Source organism: Aquimarina gracilis (genome assembly GCF_035285365.1).
Taxonomy (GTDB): domain Bacteria; phylum Bacteroidota; class Bacteroidia; order Flavobacteriales; family Flavobacteriaceae; genus Aquimarina; species Aquimarina gracilis.
In genome coordinates this window covers 116807-138294 of record NZ_JAYKLX010000007.1, presented here as the reverse complement: position 1 = coordinate 138294, position 21488 = coordinate 116807, and the positions used below count along the sequence as shown (strand labels likewise).

Below are 21488 nucleotides of genomic sequence, written 5' to 3'. Positions count from 1 at the left end.
TAACATATTACTGTGTATATTGACAAATTAACATAGAGATTGTATCCTTAAAAAATCTCTATTATGATTTTCACAATTCATCAAAATTCACAGCAATTTTTTTCCGATTTTTAATTTAATGTCAAATATAAAGCTATTCTATCTATTTTATCTAAGGAAAAACCTTTGATTTTTCCTAATTCTTTAAAGTTAGAAATGCTTCCATTATTTTTAATATAATCTCTTATTTCCAATGCCACTTCAAAATCAATATAAGGTACCTCTATCAATTGATTGACCGAAGCGTTATTTATATTTTGTTTTTCTATTCTCTGCGGCGTTTTAACGGTAAAAAAGGAAAGTAATTTTTTTCTTTGATTTTCGTAAAGTCCAGAAACATCTTGAAGCTGTATATCATCAATGAAACCTCCAATTTTATTTCTATAATTTATAATACGTTGAGCGATGAAGTCTGGCACTTTTACCTTTTCTAAAATTTGCTCTTGTGTAACCAGATTCAAGTCTTGCTTTTCAGAGTACGTTTTGATCGTATATGTTTTATTGAACCTTTTCCTTCTTTTGTTTTGAGTTGTCCAATCCGGGAATCTAAACAAAGGAGATATTGTCGATAAAAGTGAATCTGAAACCATGGTAACCTGCTTGAATTGGGTAACAGAATTTATCCATTTCCCTTCGTTCCTATAAATATTAAGTCGATCAAGTTCTTGTGGTGAAAGCCCTAATTGATACCCTTTATAATCAGAGATAAAATTAGGATTAAAAGGTTTAATCTTAAATATCTTCGTTTCTTTATGAGCAATCTTTTTTAAGGAATCTACCTCTTTTTGAAATGAGGTAAGTTCTACAAAGCTTTTTTCTTCAGTTCTGGGATTTGGATAAAAATAAAATAAAATTACACTACTAAATAAAAGCATCGATAAAAGAAAAATCCCATTTCGAAAACGGGTATGTATCTCGAAATGGGATCTTATATTTTTCATGAAGTGAACTATTCTATTTATTGGCAGCTTTTATAGCATCAAAATATCTTTTCAATTGTTTTTTAACTACCGGGAACAAGAAGTATAATCCAATCATATTAGGGAATACCATAGCAAAAATCATTGCATCAGAGAAGTCCCAAATAGACTTCATACTCGCTGCGGCTCCGATAACCACAAATGTTAAGAATAATAATTTGTATACCAAATCGGCTTTCTTTCCTCTTCCGAATAAAAATTTCCAGGATTGCAATCCATAATATGACCATGAAATCATTGTAGAGACTGCAAAAAGAACCACCGCGATAGTAAGGAATACATTAGAAAAAGGTATATATTTTGCAAAGGCTTTTTGTGTAATTCCGGCACCTTCATAGGAAGCTCCATCAATCATAACAGCTCCACTTCCATCACCTCCATAAACGAATGCTCCATCAGAATTAAAGATAATAATAACAAGAGCGGTCATTGTACAAATTACTACCGTATCGATAAACGGTTCGAGCAATGCTACTAGACCTTCAGATGCAGAATATTTAGTTTTTACAGCAGAGTGAGCAATGGATGCTGATCCCGCTCCGGCTTCGTTTGAGAATGCAGCTCTTTTAAAGCCTACTAACAGTACACCAATTACTCCACCAACTCCAATAGCTTTTGGATTGAATGCTTCTGTAACAATCAGCCCAATAGCATCATCGATAAATGAAAAATTACTCAAAATAATATACAAACATGCTATAATATAAAGTAGTGCCATAAACGGGACTACTTTTTCTGTTACCGATGCAATACGCTTAATTCCTCCTATAATTATAATCCCAACCAAAATAGCCAGAATAATACCTATCCAGAATCCAGCAGCAGTACTTTCTAAACCTAAAAGCTCTTTCAGTACAACTGTCGCCTGGTTGGATTGCGCGGCATTTCCTCCTCCAAAGGATCCGCCAATACAGAATATAGCAAATAGTACAGCAGCAATTTTACCTAACCATACAAACCCTTTTTCTTTGAGTCCCTTACTAAGATAATACATTGGTCCACCGTATACGGTTCCATCTTCCCCAACATCTCTATATTGAACTCCTAGAGTACATTCTACAAATTTGGTAGACATCCCAAGCAAACCGCATATAATCATCCAAAATGTAGCTCCTGGTCCTCCTAGTGCAATTGCCAAAGCAACACCGGCAATATTACCATTACCTACCGTACCAGAAACTGCTGTTGCCAAAGCTTGGAAATGAGAAACTTCGCCTTCTTTAGACTCATCCCTAATAGTGTCTCGAATATCACCATCGACAATACTAACCTCGGGCTTTCCTTCGATCCCGTGACCTTCGACATCGTCGTATTTACCTCTTACTACATTAATTGCTTTTGCAAAATATCTAATATTTGGAAACCCAAAATAAATTGTAAAAAACAAAGCACTTAAAACTAAAAGTATTAAGACAAATGGCGTTCCTCCAATGGTAAAGAAAATAACGTTGGAGAAAAAATCGGATACCGGTTTAAAACCTTCATCTATCCTTTGGTCGAGGCCTTTTTCTACGTTGTCTTGTGCGAATGTTAATATGGGGAGTGTGAGTGCTAAAATCGAAAGAAGAATTCTCTTCATAATCTGTGAGTTAATTTAATTTTTGTGTTTAAGAAGTCAGCAAGATGCTAAAAAAAACCATTGTGTACAATTTTTATAGAGTTAAATGTTTGGGAATTGTTAAATATTGAACTCTCTATTTAACAGGTTTATTTGTTCAGGGCGACCCAAAACAACAACCTTAGAACCAGGTTTAAGAAGTGTATCGGCTTCAGGATTTACAATATAATCACCATCTGGAGATTTATAACCTATAATTGTACAGCCAGTTCTTGATCTCATATCAATATTACGGATGGTGCGTTCTTGACGATCATCAAACATATCTTCAAAAGAGATTTCTTCGATATTTATAGATCTTTTACCAACTATAGAAAGGTTATCTAAAAATTCTATTAAATCGGGCACTACCACCAATGAAGCCATGTGATCACCCCCTATACGGTCGGGCATAATTACATTGTCTGCACCTGCCAATCTGATTTTTTTATAAGATGTATCCTGAGAAGCTCTACTAATAATTTTCAGATCTTTATTAATCTGTCGCGCGGATAAGACAATAAATAAGTTATCTGCATCTTCGGGTAGTGTACATATAAGACAAAACGCCTTTTTAATACCTGCTTCTATCAAGATAGAATCTTCGGTTGCATTTCCTTTAAGAAACAACAATTGATCGTTTTGATATCTTTCTATAACCTGTTCATCTTTCTCAATAATGATAAATGGTTTGTTGTATGCCAACAACTTAACCGCTGCTTGTTTACCATTACGCCCATAACCAATAATAATGATATGGTCTTCAAGTTGATGTATCATTTTTTGTGTTTTTCGAAGTTGTACTCTTTTGGGGTCATTCTTACTTACTATGTATTCTGTAATCACCGATACCGAATAAGCAAAAATAGCAACGCTTGTAGAAATTAGAAATACGGTAAACAGCTTACCATTGTCATCTAGAGGTTCTACCTCTTCAAAACCAACGGTAGTCATTGTAATAACAGTCATATACAAAGCATCGACCCATGTATAATCTGAAAAAAAGCGAAATCCCAATACGCCAATAGCTATTACCACGATCAATAAGATTATAGCAATATATACTTTTGGTCTTCCCCAATTATATATTTTTATCATAAGTCAAATACAGAGGTTCGTTTTGTATATACTAAATCTTTTAGCTTAAGCCAAAATGCCATATTGAGATATAAAACAAATCCTAAGCCTGCAGTAGCAAAAGTCAAATAAATAAAGAAAAGCCTGACATTTTTTGCACGCATGCCTAATCTATCTGCTAACCTAGAGGATACATAAAACCCGTTTCGTTCTAGAAAATGTCTTAAATTATAAAGCATATCGCAAAATAATTATATTATCCTAAACTTTGATCCCGATTCAACAAATAATTACCAATTGCACATTGTAGACAAGCTTTTTGATCGCAATACTTGCTTTTGAGTTGTATTATAGCTTGAGAATGCAAGGCATTTTTAATAGGCGCTCCCAAATTTTCAAAATCATTTACCAACCTGTTATTCTCTCTTGAAATATTAGAAATTAGCTTAAAGACTTGATCTTCTAGGTTTTTACCTTGGTTTTTGGCATAAACAAACTTCATTGGGATTACAGTATTGATAAATAAGAGATCAATAAACGAATCTGTTAAATTCTTACTTCTTTTTACAGATTGCTTATTAAAAGTATAATGATCCTCCCAAAAACTACTCACCCCAACTTTAAAAAGCGTATACATTTTTGTGAGGTCATTAAAAATTATAATATCATTAAAAAGTCTTTGATTAGTATGATACAAATTTGCAAATTGTGCCAACCGTATCGTAGGAAAATTTAAAGGTCTTAACCTAAAAAATTGAGGACGGATTACCCCAACTGAGTTTAGTTTGAACTTATTTTTAAGGAAGTTATATTCTTCGGCAAGTTTTTTTGCATAACTATTGTTTATACCATCTTCAAAAAACCCTGCTTGACCAAAAAACAAGGCTTCCAATTTATGTAAATCTTTACTACATTTTCTGACGATTGAAAAGTCTAATGAATTTGCCAAACTCAAAAAGGCATCACCATTTATTTTTAATCCAAAATTTTTTGCCAACAACTTAAAAAGTACGGCTTCCCAATCGTTAGACGTTTTTTTTAACAATTCTAGAATTAATATTGATTTTTGTTCTAACCGTTCTATAAACAATCTTTCCTGCCAATTCGATAGAATAAAATCGGGAACTTTTGAAAACTGTTTTTCACAGGAGATCCAAATCGTATTACTTTGTTCGAACAATTCTTTATAACGCAATAACATTTCTTTAGAAACATAATCTTTTAGCTGTAAGGCCGGCAACAAGGTATTGTCTTTCCTAAAAACAGAAACATTATCCTCCCAAACAACGTGCAAAATTACATTATCATAAGCCTTGTCGTTCTCATGATTATGTGTATACCAATCACTAGATTTCATATGTATTTCTACATTTCCGGCCCATTTTTGGCCATTAATAGCGATCATTGCATTGAAAAAATCGGGTCCCGATTCATTAATATTATGCACACCAACACGTTTGATAACAACTTCTTGTTCTTGTGTTGTTTTAAGATTGCATAATTCGAACTTTTTGTGTTTCCAAAGATAGTGGAGAAAATCTTCATTCATTTGTTTATGTGTAGCTTTAAATTCTTAATACTTCCCAATCAAAAGGAAAATTAATAGAATTTGCTATTCACATTTTGGGTAGGATCGAGACAAATGTTGTAGCGAATCTAAATAGGTTGATGAAATTAATAAAATTATTCTAAACTTGTAAGAGAATGGTGATAACATTGACTAAAAGTAAAACCTTCAATATATGAACAGTATTCTGAAATCTATATTTATATCAGTTTTTCCAGTAATTGCACTTTATTTTGCTATTGATAGTGTAGTACATCTTGTTAATCATGGCATATCATACCGTTACATTGGCAGGTTGATTATCGCATCTTCTATTGCTTTGCTTTTTATCATGATATTTATAAAACCTGTTGCCCGTACCGATGCAAATCTCAAATCATATACTATTCCGGTTGCTCTTGGCTTTTTAATTAGTCTTGTTTCCGGTGGAGTTATTGAAGGAGATATAAATGGTTCACTACCAAGCATAGGCCTATTTTTGGGATGGGTTCTTTATATAAAGTGGTATTCGATTTTTAATAAAAGAGCTTCAAACGATCTTCTTAAGATCGGAAAGAAGCTACCTAGTTTTGAATTGCAGGACTCAGAAAAGAACAAAATAGACTCATCATCATTTATAGGAAACCCGTCGATATTTCTTTTTTATCGTGGTAATTGGTGTCCATTATGTATGGCTCAAATTAAAGAGATTGCCTCTCAATATAAAGAGCTTGAAAAAAGAAAAGTAAATATGGTCCTTATTAGTCCGCAACCCCATAAATACACTAAATCTCTAGCAAAAAAGTTTGATGTAAACTTCAATTTCCTGGTAGACGAAGGCAATAAAGTAGCCCGGCAACTAAATATCTTTGCAAAAAATGGAATCCCAATGGGGTTTCAGACTTTGGGGTATGATAGTGATTCGGTATTACCAACTGTACTTATTACCAATAAAGAAGGGAGAATAATATTTGCTGATCTCACCGATAATTATCGTGTTCGACCTGAACCCGAGACATTTCTTGCCATTCTTGATAAACAATTAATTTGATAAATAATTCCTATTTTTTTTGCACCCCCAACAAAAGGAAGGTCAAAAGTTAATTCTTTCGTAAAAAAGGGTTTCTACCCTGATAAATTTTGGCGCAGGTAAGCTAAATTTCTTAAAATCAAGTTAATTACTAGTAGAAATGTACTATTGGTAAGATTTTCTGTATTAATGGAAAGCCTTACCACATTTTCATTTCTTTACTTTGTTTAACGAATAAAGGGAAAATTTATATTCAAAACGACATAAAGATTACAAAACCCTAAGCTAAGTTGAGTTTGTGTTAGGTTATAGATGGTTGCCATTTTTTGGTGACCATCTTTATTTTCTACAGGTTGGTATCTGGATAAATATCAAATTTATTAAAGAAAGCTTTCTTAAACTTAGAAGAATTAGAATAATTAAGAGTATCCATCACTTCTTTAATCGACAATCCATCACTAAATATCATGTTGTATGAACTCTCCAATTTCTTATTGTTAAAAAATTCCAGAGGTGTCTGGTCATGAATTTCTTTGAACATATTAAAGAAATTTGTACGGCTCATATGTGCCATTGCAGCCAATTGATCAACTCCCACAAAAGGTTCATGAAGATTTTCTTTTAGGTAATTACTTACTTTATAAATGTTGCCTACTTGCGCACTATTAATTTGAAAAGGGTTGCTTTCTGTCTCCCATTTTAAAACGTCTTTCCAAAATGTTTCTAACAAACGAATCCCCCTGGCTACATAGTATAGATAATTTTCGACCTTTTTACTATCTGGATCTACTATTTGATCAAAAAGATTAGACTGCTTATAAGAAAGATAAAACTTATTAATATGTTGATGAGAGTAACGTATATAGCTATCTACTTTTTCGGCCATGTTATTACTTTTCATAAAATAATCTTTGGTATAAGAACTCTTAAGCACTATCATTGTTGATTTTACTACTGCTCCTTTTGTAATAAAAACCTGTTCTCCTTGCTTGGCATGCATACATCTCATGTTCCCGGGGGTATAGCCATCAGAATATCTGCTAATGATCTGATCTTTTTCGAGCTGGTGGTCAAGGGAATATTTTCTAAAATGTAAAATTATATCTTTTTCATCGATGGGCCTTCTAATGTATTCAATAGCCGCATTAGCCTTATAATTGTTAACCAAAAGAAAAACTTCGGAAGATATTTTATAATATGATAAGTACCCCTCTCCTATTTCAGGCGGAAAGTAAATACGATCTGAAGAACTATTAGGATCTAGTTGAGATCTGAAATAATCCCTAAGTTTATCAATATCAGAAAAGTCAAAAGAATATTTATACATAGCAGCCCCACATTTTACATGTTTCTCTATTACTAATAGATAAGCATACTCTTATAGAGTTGCGTTAACATGTATCAAATTATAAAAATAACCCCTTTATTAGTTTATAAAAACTAATAGAGGGGATAGGCAATGACATTATAAATATAGTAATTTATTTTATATGACTTATTACATCATACTTTGTAACGATATGGTGTTTTCCATTTCCTAGATCAACCAAAACGGCTGGGTTTCCATTTTTAATAAGCTTAGAAATATCATCCAGAGAAGCCTTTGCGCTTACTATAGGAAAAGGATCTTTCATTACTTCTTTAATTGGTGTACTATCCATATTTTTATCTTCCATAAAGGCTTTAAACAAAGCACTTTCGTCGACAGAACCCACAAATCCTTCACTATCAACGACAGGGATTTGCGAAATCTGAAATTTACGCATACGCTCTATGGCGTGCGAAACCAACTCTTCAGTTTTTACGGTAACCAAAGGCTTATCGGAATGATCTTTTATGAGATCTACCGCAGTAGAAACCTCTTCTTCCAGAAAACCTCTTTCTCGCATCCAATCATCATTAAACATTTTACCTACGTATCGGCTTCCGTGATCATGATATAAAATCACTACAACATCATCTTTTGTAAAATGTTCTTTTAATTGTAATAATCCTTTTATTGCCGCTCCTGCACTGTTTCCTAAAAACATCCCTTCTTCCTTGGCTAGCCTCTGTGTATAGATAGCTGCATCTTTATCGGTTACTTTGGTAAATCCATCAATTACCGAAAAATCAACATTTTTTGGAAGAATATCTTCCCCTATACCTTCTGTAATGTATGAATAGATTTCATTTTCATCAAAAATCCCAGTTTCATGGTACTTTTTGAATACAGAACCATAGGTATCAATTCCCCAAATTTTAATATTTGGATTCTTTTCTTTTAAATACTTTCCAACTCCTGATATTGTGCCTCCTGTACCAACACCAACTATAAAGTGTGTCACTTTTCCTTCGGTTTGTTCCCAAATCTCTGGTCCCGTAGTTTCATAATGTGCTACGGCATTCGAGGGATTATCGTATTGATTTACATACCATGAATTTGGAGTTTCTTCGGCAAGACGTTTGGATACAGAATAATAAGATCGTGGATCATCTGGTTCTACATTTGTAGGACACACCATAACTTTTGCTCCTACTGCACGTAGAATATCCATTTTTTCTTTGGATTGTTTATCGGCCATTACACAGATTAACTTATACCCCTTTACAATTGCTACCAAGGCCAATCCCATACCTGTATTTCCCGATGTACCTTCAATTATAGTACTTCCAGGTTTCAAACGACCATCAGCCTCTGCATCTTCAATCATTTTTAAGGCCATTCTATCTTTTACAGAATTGCCCGGGTTAAACGTTTCATATTTGGCCAATACTAAGGCATCTACATCCTTAACCAAGGAGTTCATCTTTACCAAAGGTGTATTCCCAATGGTTCCTAATATATTTTCTGCGTATTCCACATTCGTAATTTTACTTCCCAAAAACAGGAATTTTGATGCAAAGATACGATCTAGAACATCGATTTCAATATACTCTTATTACTTTTTTATTTGCCCTAAAATTAAATACATATGTTTTTAAGTTCACCTCGAACTAAATGGTTATACCCGTTAAAAAGAGCTATTAATTAAAATAAATGTATAACTATTCTTGTACTTTTGTTTTATGAAATCTTCAATACTTATTATCATTTCATTTTCTATGTTTTCTTATTCTTATGGGCAACAGAAAACAGAAAGTTTAGATACCCAAGATAGTATACATATTGAGAAGTTATATGGGCTTGCCAAAGAAAATTCAGATCGCAAACCTTATGAAGCTAAAAAATATCTTTATGAAATAGTACAGTATATAGATAGCTTAGTAACCCCCAGACAATCAAAAAATAATTATTTCAATAAAAGAAAGGCTGACGCGTATCATTTTTTGAGTTATTATGAACGTCGAGAAAATAATTTTGATGAAGCTGCAATATTGGCTCAAAAAAGTATCGATATAAAACTTGCGAATGGACTAGACTCATTACTAGCTATATCGTACCATCAAAAAGCTAAAGCTTGGATTGCTGTTTTAAACTCTATGGAAGATGGTATCCAACAGCTTGAAAAAGCAGAGCAGGTTGCTAAAAAATACAAACAAGCAGGACAGTTGTCAGAGATATATAGCTCACTTGGATCTGCTTATGGAGTAACAAGTGATACGATCAAATCCATGAGATATTACAAAAAATCGATTCGTCTTGTTGATTCGATTGGAACAGACTATCAAAAAGCTGCTATGTATGCCAATTATGCAGCTATACTAAGACGTTTTAAGGATTATAAAAGTAGTTTGTCGTATTTGCAGAAGGCTATAGTGCTCCATAAGAAAAACAATAACAAAATAGGTCTAGAATCTGGGTTGTACGCACTGGGGGTTCACTATACAGATATAGGCCAACCTCTAAAAGGCATAACCTATTTAAAACAAGCTATAGATTTATGTGTAGCTCTTAAAAGTGAAGCCGTAATACCTTTCAGATATCTTGAATTAAGTAGAAGTTATGAAGCTATAGGAAACTACAAAGAGAGTTATAAAGCATATTTAGAATATCACAAATTATTAGAAAAGCGCAACGACGTTGAAGAAGCGAAAAAGCTGGCTAAACTTGAGACTGCCTTTGCGTATGAAAAACAGAAAGTTCGAGACAGTCTAGAATTTGCATCCGAAAAACGTGAATTGGCATTGATTACAAAGTCTGAAACTGCCAAAAAACAATTATACTTTATTTTATTGATCATTACGGTACTGGGCGGATTGATTATTGGATTTCTCATCCGAAGAATCTATAAAAATAAGGCTATTGCAGCGACTTTAGCATTAGAAAAGAATAAACAAGAATTAGCAGAATTCACCTCGCAACTTATTGAAAAAAGTAAGGCTCAAGAAGCTCTCACCATTGAACTAGAAGAATTAAAATCAGAATTTGGAGAAAAAGAATCTATAAAGAACTTACAAGAACTTATGGCAACAAAAATTCTTACCAAAGAAGATTGGTATATTTTCAGAGAGAAATTCGCGATAGTTCACCCGGGATTCTTCAACAAGATTAAAAACAAAGGATTTGAACTTACCCAATCTGAAGAACGTTTAATTGCCATGGAAAAATTAGGCCTTGATACCAAACAGATATCAAATATGCTAGCGATTTCTGAAGATAGTGTAATGATGAACCGTTATCGCCTGCGTAAAAAGATCAACGCCCCTAAAGGAGCTCCTATTCTTGAACACCTTCAAGTGGGTCAATAGATTCATCCCTCTTTTTACTTAAAATGATACTCTCAGAACGGCATTTGGTGTAAAACCTAATGAAAATCGTTGAATTACTTGTTCTAAAATCACTTCAAGTTCTTCTGGTGTTGATCCATCGGTACCGGGCACTGCAATTCCTCCATCATCTAGTGGTTTTCGCTCTGCTTTGTAGATTAAATTTAAAGGCTTAACCCGATCATAAATATTCAAGAATGATAATCCAACCTGGGCTTTCAACGTATTGTTACCTGTACTAATATCAAAATCATACAATACAGAAGCATCTAACCTATGAAAATCAGGTAATCTATCACTATTCACACTTCCAAAATTAACCACACCAGCATTCTCACCATCGGCATCAATTTGAATTGTATAACTATTTACGGGAGTAATAGGTTTACCGCTTCTAAATTGCCATCCTAAAGAGAATTGCCACTTTTCTAATTGTAAGGTATTCGAAATTCTAAAAGAATGTGTTATATCATTATTTCCGGGAAATTCAAATGCGGTTTCGGCAAGGTTAGGAAATTGAAATGTTATATCATTATAGGTATACCCTGCCCAAATTTTATAATTATTCCATCTATATTTTAATAAAACATCTAAACCTTTTATAGTGCTTTCACCCTCCTCCAGATTTTCTAATGGATTACTAAACCCATTTGTGAACGTCGTTAACCCGTCAAGTTCTTTATAATAGGCATCTACATCAATATTTAAGTTTTTATAGTGATATAATACACCACCAGAAATCTGATTGCTACTTAACAACGGAAATTGATCATCATCAGATAAACGCCATAATTCGTTTTCTAAGCGCAACTCAGTATGATTAAATTCTACCAACTGAGAAATTGGTTGGTTTCTTCTTTCAAGAGCAGTTTTAATCCGGAAACGATCGCTCAAAGGATATTCAAAATTTAGACGTGGTTCGATCAAAAATTCATCTAAAGAGCTATAATGTACAAATCGAACTCCGGCATTAATGAATCCTTTGTTCGTAAAACTAAAAGTATACTCGCTAAACAAAGCATTTTGAATGTTTTCATCATCCTGACCAGAACTTTCAAATTCTGCATCCACAGGGTTTTCTTTACTTATAACTACATCCAAATCAGTATATGAAAGCTCATATCCCAAGGTAAGTTTTTGTGTATCTTTAATGGCAATACCCGAAGTAAATTTCAAGCCCAGATCGATAATATCATTTTGACGAATATTGATTTCTGCCAATTCTGGAACACCATCACCTGTTTCATCTTTAATTTCGTCGTTTTCATAAAAAGAATTGTATTCTGAATAATACGCACTAAGTTTTTGTTGATATATATCGTTTGAAGTATATTTCCAGTTGACACTTGCACCTTTGTTTTGAGTAATTAATGAATCTATTACAAGCTCATCACCTCCAGTAAAATCAAAATCCAATCTATTTCTGGTATACAAACCACTTACAGAAATACTATTTTTATCATTAGGTTTTACAACGACTTTGGCATTAACATCGGTGAAATAAAAGTCATTGTTACTGGAATCAGGATCAAAATCATCATCAGTTTCTAATTCTAGCACATTTCCGTTGATATCCCTGGCAACACCAAAATTTGTAAAAATTTTATCCTCGTAGCTATTATAAGTAGGAGTCTCTAGGATATTAGAATACGACCTCCTTGCAAAAGCGTATAGTGCTACTTTTTCAGACAACGGAGTTTTTACATAACCATTTACAGACAATCCATCAATTTCTATCCCACCTTCTGTTTTTTTTGGGATAAGATCTCCACTTGAAATATCAATAATCCCAGAGATGCGATCCCCGTAGGAAGCGCTAGTACCTGACCTAAAAATAGTTGCCTTTTTTGTAGCGAACGGATTGAACAAAGAGAACATCCCATAAAAATAGCCGGTATTATACAACTTGATCTCATCATACAATATTAAATTTTGATCTGGTGACCCTCCTCTGATCTGAATACCCGTTGCAGATTCATCTAATGTCGAAATACCCGGAATCAATTGAATACTTTGGGCAATATCTGGAGTTACTAAACCTGGTAAAATACCAAGTTTATCAGTATCCATCCCTATCGATCCATCCCGATTTCTATCAATTCCAGAAGTTACATATCCCAAAACAACAACCTCATCCAGGGCAGATGAAATTGGATCTAATGCTATGGTCGGGCAAGGATTGCCAGCGGTAATTTCTACTTCTTTATCGTCATATCCAATAAAACTTATCCTTACATTTTCTGTGGACAAGCTAGTATCTTCGATACTAAAATACCCATTATCATCGGTGGTTGTATTCAAACCTTCATTAATAAAAATAGTAACAAAAGGTAATGTAGCCTTGGTATCACTATCCACAACATATCCACAGATTACCTTTCTTTGGGTTATAATAATTTGTTGTGTAGATACTTTTTCAAAAATAAGGCCCGTTTGAGTAGCTAAAAGAGGTAAAAGGTCATCAATTGATATTTCTTGTGGAGATAACGAAATACTTTTATCCACTACAAATTCTTGTGCATAAGAAAAAAGAACCCCCGATTTTGATTCTATATCGGTTAGCACTTCTTTTAATGGGGTGTTATCGTATGATATCGATAATTTTTCTTGTGCATGGCATACTATTGAAAAAAGTAATACCAATGCCAATAATATTCGTTGGTTCATAAATATTTGGTAAGCAGGTTTATTGCAAATATACAACAGTTTTATCTTCAGAAATAGTATAAGAAATTCCCATTGGAGCTAGCGTAGATCTTAAGGCTTTTTCGAGATCGTTATGTACAAAACTACCTGTAAACAACCTTGAAAGATCTACTCCATTATTTTGAAAGGTAACACTGTATTGTCGTTGGATTTCATCCAATACCTCCTGCAAAGGTTTTTCTTTAAAAATGCTAATACCATTTATCCAATTGGGAAGTGTTTCTTTTACTTTTTCATTAATTACGGTTTGTCTGGATAGGCGAATTTTGTCATTTGCTTTAAGAATATGATATTCGTCTGAATTCAACTTATCAAATCGCACCGCTCCTTCGAAACAATTTACTTCAAAAGTTTTGTTTCTTGTTTTAATGTTAAATTTGGTTCCTAAAACAGATATATCACCGTAGGATGTCGATACTACAAAATCACCTCCTTTTTCGACTTCAAAATACGCTTCTCCTTTTAAACTTACATTTCTATTATTCAACCAGAAAAAACGTTTATGTGTTATTTCCGAATCTGCATTGAGTTGTATTTTTGATCCATCTGGTAACGTTACTGCCAGTTGTTCTCCATATGAAGTTGTATAGCTTTGGGTAGAAGTAAAAAATCCAAAAACTCCCAGTATTACAACAATAGATGCTGCAATCGCATACCAAGTCATAGGTATAACTTTGCTCCTCTTACCAAAGGTAATTTGCTCTTTGGTCCTGATCAAAGCTTTACGTGTATCTACTGGTGGTGCCTTAAATTGTTGTGCTTCCTGGTTGATTCGAACAAAATCGGCATAAGCCTTTGATTTCTTAAACTCGGAAAGCTCCTGTTCGCTCAATTCGCCAGCTATCCAACGAGCTATAAATGTTTCATCTGATTCGTACTTTTCCATAATATTGAGAAAGTCTTCTTACTTTCGGCATTATAATTTGTTTTTCTCCTTACTTCATCTCCCTCCTTAACTATAATACAGACAAACAAGATTTTACCCTATTTTTTATTAAATTTTCAGGTCATTACCTAACATTTTTCTTAGGTTAATAAAGGCATGGCTCATCCTTCTTTCTACTGCTTTAACAGTAATTCCTGTTATCTCAGCAATCTCTTTGTAGGTCTTTTTATCAATCCTACTTAAGAGAAACACTTCTCGTTCTTTTACAGATAAGTTTGCGATAGCTTGTTCTAATTTGTTTTTAAATTCTTCAGTTTCCAAAATAAAATCCGGGCTTTCATGATCTTTATCATCTCTAGGTATAGCTTCATAGCGTAGTACTACTTTTTTATGCGCAAATTCGTTCAACAACGCGTTATTACATATCTTAAAAATGAGCGATTTTGCAGTTGCATAAATAATATCGGCACATTGTTTCCAAATTTTCACAAAAGCATCCTGTACAATATCTTCTGCTTGTTGTAAATCACCACACTTATAGTATAGGTAATTTCTTGCTGATTCATAATGGGAATTGAATAGCGTGTCAAAATTTTTTTCTTCGCAAACTGATATTTCTTTGTCGGGCATGGAAAACAAAAATTATACAATATTCAAAGCTATAAAAAAAAGTAAAGTGATACACCTTTCTTCTTCCTTATGCTTACTTAATTAAATATACAAAAGAAACTGCTATCCGGGTATTATCCAAGCTTCCTAAGTTTTGTAGGGGTATTTGTAGGGGTAGTTTTTCATAACCAAATACCTAGGTCTCATACATTTGCCTGGCAAACCCCAAACATAACACTATGACCATCAGAGATCTCTACCAGTTTTTGTTCTAAAAAAAACATTTCAACTCTACTAGCAACAGCAAAGACATTTGCAGTATACCTAATTCTTTGTTTTTTCTAAAAATTTAAAAATAAAAATAGGGTATCCTGAAAGTTGCTTGTATTAGATACGAAACAACGATTAAACAATTAAATTCTATAAACCCCTTATTTATGAAAAAACTACTACTATTGTTATTGGCATCTTTCTGTTTTGCTTATAACGCGCAAGCACAATGCGGGTCAGGAGAGGATACTACGCCTCCTGTCTTTGGTAACGCCGGAGATGGCACCATGGCCAATCCATTCCGAAATTTATTGCAAACTACTGTAGGTAGTGTTCCTAGCGGAACGTATTATTTTAACTTCAATGGCAACACTTTCCAAGGAGAATTAGACAACGATACCGATGGTGGTGGCTGGTTAATGATCTTGAACTATGTTCATGTTGCAGGCGACAATTCTGCACTAACGGTAAGAAATACCGATTTACCATTACTAGGCTCATCTACGCTTGGTGATAATGAAGGAGGAACTACCAATTGGGGACATATGGGAAATGCTCTTGCTGCAGCAATCGATTTTGAAGAAATGCGATTTTATGGGGCAACGACCGGACATAACCGTGTTATCGATTTTAAGACCAATTATACTAATGCTTTGAATTATGTAAAGACAGGTACAGGTTCTTTTAACGGAATTAATATTGCTTCAAATTTCACCACTTTAGCTGGTCATACTGCTAACATCCCTGCGCTAGCGTTTAACACCTTTTCGAATCAAGGTGATTTGGCATTGACCAATTTTCCATTTTGGAGAAGTGGACAATTTCACTGGGGAATTGGAGCATCAGGCCGTTGGGAAGTTGATGATTTTGCAGTTAATACGGAAAGTACCATACATCGAGTATGGGTACGAGGAGATTTATCTCCCGCTGCAACAACCACGCTTAATCTTAATTTGGATGCTACAGGAAATCTAACCATAGCACCTAGTGATTTTGGATTAACAGCTACAGATAACTGTGCTACAACACCAAGTCTTAGTTTAAGTCAAACCGACTTTGACTGTACAAATATTGGAAACAACATCGTACAATTAACAGCTACCGACGATCAAAACAATAGCACTGTTATTGATGTTACCGTTGTTATCGTTGAGTCTGCCCCAGTGATTACCTCAGATAATTTTGCGACTATTAATCTGGATGCTACAGGTAATGCTTCCATTACATTAGCAGATCTCAATGCCAGTGCAACCGATGATTGCGGGTTACAAAGCTTTACACTGGACCAAACAGATTTTGATTGCACTAATGCATCTCGTACAGTAACGGTAACGCTAACCGCTACTGATTTTAATGGAAACACAAGTACCCGTGAAGTAAGCGTAGCTGTTCAAGACCCTATCGATCCTGTGGTACAATGTGTGACCCCATTTACTTTAGAATTAGATGCTACTGGTAATGCCACTATTACTGAGAACGATATAGTGTTAAGTGCAACTGATAATTGTACTGTAAGAGGTATCAGTTTAAGTAAAAGTTCATTTACTTGTGCAGATATCGGGGATAATGTGGTGACAGTATTCGTAAGAGATAATGATGGAAATCAGGTAAGCTGTTCTACTACAGTAACTGTTACTATTCCATCTTGCCCTTCTGACTTTACGTTAGAAAGTGATCCTACAACGTGCGGAGCGATATACAATTACCCATGTGCAAGTAATATCACTAGTGGCCCACCAAGTGGGACGTTATTAGCCGTAGGAAGCACAACAACGTTTACGTATGATACACTTGATAATACTGGAGGTACAGTATCGTGTAGTTATGATGTAACTGTGGTTGATACCAGAGCTCCTTTATTTAATACACAAGATCATATAATTACCTTAAATGCAAATGAAACTGCGACTATATCAGCTTCAGATATTATAGGATTCGATCCTTTGGCACGTGATTATACTCTTGACACTTCTGGAACTTTTGATCGTACAGATATTAGTACTACAGGAACCAAGGTTACTTTAGACGATGACGACGTATCTAATGCCCTACCTATTGGTTTCGAGTTCGGTTTTTATGGAAATCTATACACAGAATTTTATATTTCGTCAAACGGATTTATCACATTCTCTGATGAAGGAGATGATGGATGTTGTGATGGGCAAAATTTACCAAATACAAGCACTCCAAATAACCTAATCGCTTATGATTGGACCGATATTAATCCTGAAGAAGGCGGGACCATACGCTACACCACTATCGGAACAGCACCAAATCGTATTGCCATTATTGACTTTGATGCGGTACATTACTATGATACAACTCCTGATGCTACAACAACTCAAATAAAATTATTTGAAGGTACCAATCGCATCGAAATTCACGGAACCAGCACTTTTGATGCCGGCAACGACAAAACCCAAGGTATAGAAAATATCGATGGAACGGCAGCCATTGTGGTCCCAGGAAGAAATGAATCAGTTTGGGCAACTACAAATGATTATGTCGCATTTGTTCCAACATCAGGTACTTTTGATAACTGTGGAATCGATACTATGGAGGTTTCTCCTAATACTTTTGATTGTAGTAATAAAGGAGATAACATGGTAACACTTACCATAACCGATGTAAATGGTAATAGTACCAGTAAAACAGCCATTGTAAGAATTGAAACGGCAGATGCCACTGCTCCTGTAATCACTTTAACCGGTGCTGATCCTCAAATTATTGAGTTTGGAGATGGATATACCGAATTAGGAGCAACCACAGATGATGGATCAACTGTTGTAATAGACACTTCGGATTTTGTTGATACGGTTGGATCTTATAGTATTCGTTATAATGCTACCGATGATTCTTGTAATACTGCAGAAGTTACTCGAACCGTAAATGTAGTGGACACTACTGCACCTGTAATTACTTTATTGGGTGACAATCCACAAACTATAGAATTGGGAGACGGGTATACCGAACTTGGTGCTACTACTGACGATGGTACCAATGTGACAATAAACGGTAGTAATTTTGTAGATGCAGTAGGAACATACTTTATAACTTATACTGCTACAGATGCTTCAGGAAACATGGCAATTGAATTGACAAGGACGGTTAATGTTGTAGATACTACTGCACCTGTAATAACTCTATTAGGTGACAATCCGCAAATTATAAACCAAGGGAGTGGTTATACAGAATTAGGCGCCACCACTAATGACGAATCTGAAATAATCATTGATGCTTCTCAATTTGTTGATGCTGAAGGTACTTATACAATTACCTATAATGCTACCGATACTTCGGGGAATCGAGCTACCCAGATTACCCGAACCGTAATTGTAGTGTCGTGTGCTATTGACAATTTACCTGCTAACAATTTCGAAATTCTTGCTTCAAGTGAAACGTGTCCCGATAAAAACAATGGTGTCATTTCTATCAACACCTTAGAAACCGAAAATTATATTGCAACCATAAATAATCAAACTTATCCGTTTGCATCAACTCTTGAGGTTACCGATCTAGCTCCTGGTCGCTACCCGGTTTGTATCATCATAGATGGAGAACCTAATTGTGAATTATGTTTTGAGATGATGATCGAAGAAGGTGAGGCCATGACTGGTAAAACATCGGTTACCACTAACAGAGACTTCAATAAAGAAGTGCAAGTTGAGATTGAAACTGGTACGCCTCCTTTTATTGTTACCATTAACAATAGTGTAATTGGTGAGTATAATACGAAGAGTTTTATGGTGGCTGCAAAAAACGGGGATCTAATAGAAGTGACTTCTCACCTCGCTTGTGAAGGAAAACTTTCTACCAAAATTGAAGGAGTACTGTCAAACAATATCAGCCTTTATCCTAACCCTACACGATCAAATGTTTCGTTAGCCTTACCGCAAACTGCTATTGAAAAACTTACCGTCACTATTTATAATACCTTGGGAGCTGTTGTTCATTCTAAAACCTATAGCAAAGTAGGAAACCAGGTGGCACTCCCTATGGAAGATTTACCTGCAGGAGCATACTTTGTAAGAGTTAATGAAGTAGCTAAAACATTTAAAGTGATCAAAAAATAAATCTTGAATTAGTACCATTGAGTGTAGTCGAAGACACATGCCAAAATCTATATCCAAGACTACACTCAATCTAATAAAACTTCAAAATATCTATTTATAAATAAAATTATCATGAAAAAAATATATACTCTATTACTAAGTATACTTATAATGTTGTCTTGTACCGATGAACAACTTGACGAAATACAGCTAGACTTCCCATTTCATGTAACACTTAGTCCCACTGTTCCCAAATTAATATACCCAAGTAATAACTTGGTTTGCACCAATTTTGATTTAGAATTTGAATGGCGAGCATCAAGATCTGAACTTGAAAACTCAATTGCATATACTATTGAAATTGCTTCAGATAACCTCTTTTCTAACATCTTGTTCAAAACAAATACAGCCCAAACCATTAAATCTTTTAATCTTGAAAAAGGTACTACCTATTTCTGGAGGGTAAAAGCGATCGACGAAAAAGGGTATCAAAGTACTTATTCGCGTATTTATACTTTCTTTACAGAACCTGAAGCGGGAGTAAATACCATTCCGAATACACCTGTTATTCTATCGCCCACAATGGGAGCTTCAGTTTCGGAAACACAAACGACATTAAGTTGGAATGCTACTGATAGCGATGGCGATCCATTACTATTTGATATATACTTTGGAGAGTCAAACCCACCACAATTATTTGCAGAAAATCAGAACGCAATGACATTAAGCGTGCAAACAGAAGCTAATAAAACATATTACTGGAGAGTTGTGGCCAAAGATGATAAGCAAGGAATTGCCATGGGACGGGTTTGGAATTTTAGAACTGAATAAAACGGGGAATTATATCGCAATCTAAAAGTCTATATCAAGTCCTTGTAAAAACCACTCATTTTGAAGTGCCCCCAAAAAGTTAGACACTATTTGGGGGTATTTTTATCAAAATCTTTATCCTAATAAATACAGTGCAAAAGGTAATTTAAAAATAAAAAACGGAAGCTACTGTAAGGTAAGCTTCCGTTTTTAATAGTAATTGATTGTGTTTACTATCCCCTTTATTATTTAGGCATCATCACAGATTCGATGGTATGAATGATCCCATTTGATGTCTCAATATCATTAATCATTAATCGACCGGCATTGCCTGTTTTATCGATCAAATAGATTTTACCACTTTTCATAGAAGCAGTTAATCGTTGCCCGCCAATAGTTTTTAACTTTACACTTCCCCCATACTCTTTTATTGCTTTAATCATGTCTTCTTTGTTAATCACTCCAGGGATGATATGATAATTTAAAACAGAAGTCAATTTTTCTTTGTTTTCCGGATTACTAAGTGCAGAAAGCATTTTTGGAGATAATCGTTCCAAAGCACCGTTGGTTGGCGCAAATACGGTATATGCTCCTTTTTCTTCAAACTTTTTGGCATACGCTGTAACTTGTACCATTTCGTTTAATTTTGTAAACCCAATATCGTTTGACAATATTTCGGCAATACTAGGGATTTTTTCTTCAGTCGGTAAGACATTAGCCTGCGCAATTAATTTTTCATTTTCAGAAGTGCTTACTTTTTTGGTTTCGTTACAAGCACTAAAAATCAATAATCCTGAAATGGCAAAAATGTGGAGTGAAGTTTTAAGTTTCATTGGTTAAATTTTGAATTCAAATATATTTTACCTCAAAATAAAATAGGTAGATAAATGAGAATTCGTAGGGTTCTAATTAGTAAGTGTGTTTTTAAAGCTCAAATCTATTATTTAGCTAAAAAGACTATACTTCCAATTTCTTGTTAAACCATAAGTTTTGATTTTTAAAAAAACATTTTTAATCACCCAAAAACCCTTCGTAACTCCTACAAAATAAGACTTAAAAACTTTGTAGGGGTATTTGTAGGGGTGCTTTTTTCTTTTAAAACATATCCTTAATATACTTTTGTCGAACCCAAACCCAAATCTTTAAACCTATGCATATCATGAACTCTTTTAACCGTATTTCTTTCACTTCAAAAAA

The 21488-nt window shown here is 34.3% G+C and carries 15 protein-coding genes; 4 read left to right on the top strand and 11 right to left on the bottom strand.

What is annotated here, in order from left to right:
• Nucleotides 1-110: 110 nt before the first annotated feature.
• The 5 genes from U6A24_RS15365 to U6A24_RS15345 all read right to left on the bottom strand — a co-directional run bounded on the left by U6A24_RS15365 (nucleotide 111) and on the right by U6A24_RS15345 (nucleotide 5242).
• Entirely contained in the window at nucleotides 111-980 is an 870-nt protein-coding gene (locus tag U6A24_RS15365) for a ComEA family DNA-binding protein (RefSeq protein WP_324180880.1), read from the bottom strand.
• Nucleotides 981-993: 13 nt separating this feature from the next.
• Nucleotides 994-2598, bottom strand: coding sequence for an alanine/glycine:cation symporter family protein (locus tag U6A24_RS15360; protein WP_324180879.1), 1605 nt, complete (start codon nucleotides 2596-2598; stop codon nucleotides 994-996).
• Between the two features lie 99 nt (nucleotides 2599-2697).
• Nucleotides 2698-3714, bottom strand: a complete 1017-nt coding sequence (locus tag U6A24_RS15355; RefSeq protein ID WP_324180878.1) for a potassium channel family protein — start codon at nucleotides 3712-3714, stop codon at nucleotides 2698-2700.
• Nucleotides 3711-3932, bottom strand: coding sequence for a PspC family transcriptional regulator (locus tag U6A24_RS15350; protein ID WP_109299935.1), 222 nt, complete (start codon nucleotides 3930-3932; stop codon nucleotides 3711-3713). Before U6A24_RS15350 ends, U6A24_RS15355 begins: the two co-directional genes overlap by 4 nt.
• 17 nt (nucleotides 3933-3949) lie before the next feature.
• Complete coding sequence (locus U6A24_RS15345; protein ID WP_324180877.1) at nucleotides 3950-5242, bottom strand: DUF2851 family protein; 1293 nt, start codon at nucleotides 5240-5242, stop codon at nucleotides 3950-3952.
• Nucleotides 5243-5435: 193 nt separating this feature from the next.
• Between U6A24_RS15345 and U6A24_RS15340 the strand changes: the two genes are divergently transcribed.
• Entirely contained in the window at nucleotides 5436-6290 is an 855-nt protein-coding gene (locus tag U6A24_RS15340) for a peroxiredoxin family protein (RefSeq protein ID WP_324180876.1), read from the top strand.
• A 325-nt stretch (nucleotides 6291-6615) separates the two neighbouring features.
• Here the strand turns inward: U6A24_RS15340 and U6A24_RS15335 are convergent, their stop codons facing one another.
• The gene (locus U6A24_RS15335) at nucleotides 6616-7596 is read right to left on the bottom strand and encodes a helix-turn-helix domain-containing protein (RefSeq protein ID WP_324180875.1); all 981 of its coding nucleotides are present in this window, start codon (nucleotides 7594-7596) and stop codon (nucleotides 6616-6618) included.
• A 154-nt stretch (nucleotides 7597-7750) separates the two neighbouring features.
• A complete protein-coding gene (locus U6A24_RS15330; protein WP_324181136.1) occupies nucleotides 7751-9112 on the bottom strand; it encodes a pyridoxal-phosphate dependent enzyme in 1362 nt (453 codons plus the stop codon).
• A gap of 205 nt (nucleotides 9113-9317) precedes the next feature.
• Here U6A24_RS15330 and U6A24_RS15325 point away from each other — a divergent pair, with 205 nt between their 5' ends.
• Nucleotides 9318-10940, top strand: coding sequence for a tetratricopeptide repeat protein (locus tag U6A24_RS15325; RefSeq protein ID WP_324180874.1), 1623 nt, complete (start codon nucleotides 9318-9320; stop codon nucleotides 10938-10940).
• Nucleotides 10941-10958: 18 nt separating this feature from the next.
• Here U6A24_RS15325 and U6A24_RS15320 read toward each other — a convergent pair whose 3' ends face one another.
• The 3 genes from U6A24_RS15320 to U6A24_RS15310 form a co-directional block, all read right to left on the bottom strand.
• Complete coding sequence (locus tag U6A24_RS15320; protein ID WP_324180873.1) at nucleotides 10959-13625, bottom strand: TonB-dependent receptor; 2667 nt, start codon at nucleotides 13623-13625, stop codon at nucleotides 10959-10961.
• 19 nt (nucleotides 13626-13644) lie between these two features.
• Nucleotides 13645-14550, bottom strand: a complete 906-nt coding sequence (locus tag U6A24_RS15315; protein WP_324180872.1) for a FecR family protein — start codon at nucleotides 14548-14550, stop codon at nucleotides 13645-13647.
• Between the two features lie 108 nt (nucleotides 14551-14658).
• Nucleotides 14659-15180: an RNA polymerase sigma factor gene (locus U6A24_RS15310; RefSeq protein WP_324180871.1), complete on the bottom strand. Its 522-nt coding sequence runs from the start codon at nucleotides 15178-15180 to the stop codon at nucleotides 14659-14661.
• A gap of 416 nt (nucleotides 15181-15596) precedes the next feature.
• Between U6A24_RS15310 and U6A24_RS15305 the strand changes: the two genes are divergently transcribed.
• Both U6A24_RS15305 and U6A24_RS15300 read left to right on the top strand, forming a co-directional pair.
• Nucleotides 15597-19502: an immunoglobulin-like domain-containing protein gene (locus U6A24_RS15305; protein ID WP_324180870.1), complete on the top strand. Its 3906-nt coding sequence runs from the start codon at nucleotides 15597-15599 to the stop codon at nucleotides 19500-19502.
• A 111-nt stretch (nucleotides 19503-19613) separates the two neighbouring features.
• Entirely contained in the window at nucleotides 19614-20312 is a 699-nt protein-coding gene (locus U6A24_RS15300; RefSeq protein ID WP_324180869.1) for a fibronectin type III domain-containing protein, read from the top strand.
• 224 nt (nucleotides 20313-20536) lie between these two features.
• On the opposite strand, the gene U6A24_RS15295 is transcribed toward U6A24_RS15300, so the two are convergent.
• On the bottom strand, nucleotides 20537-21124 hold the full coding sequence (locus U6A24_RS15295; protein ID WP_324180868.1) for a fasciclin domain-containing protein: 588 nt from the start codon (nucleotides 21122-21124) through the stop codon (nucleotides 20537-20539).
• Nucleotides 21125-21488: the final 364 nt, after the last annotated feature.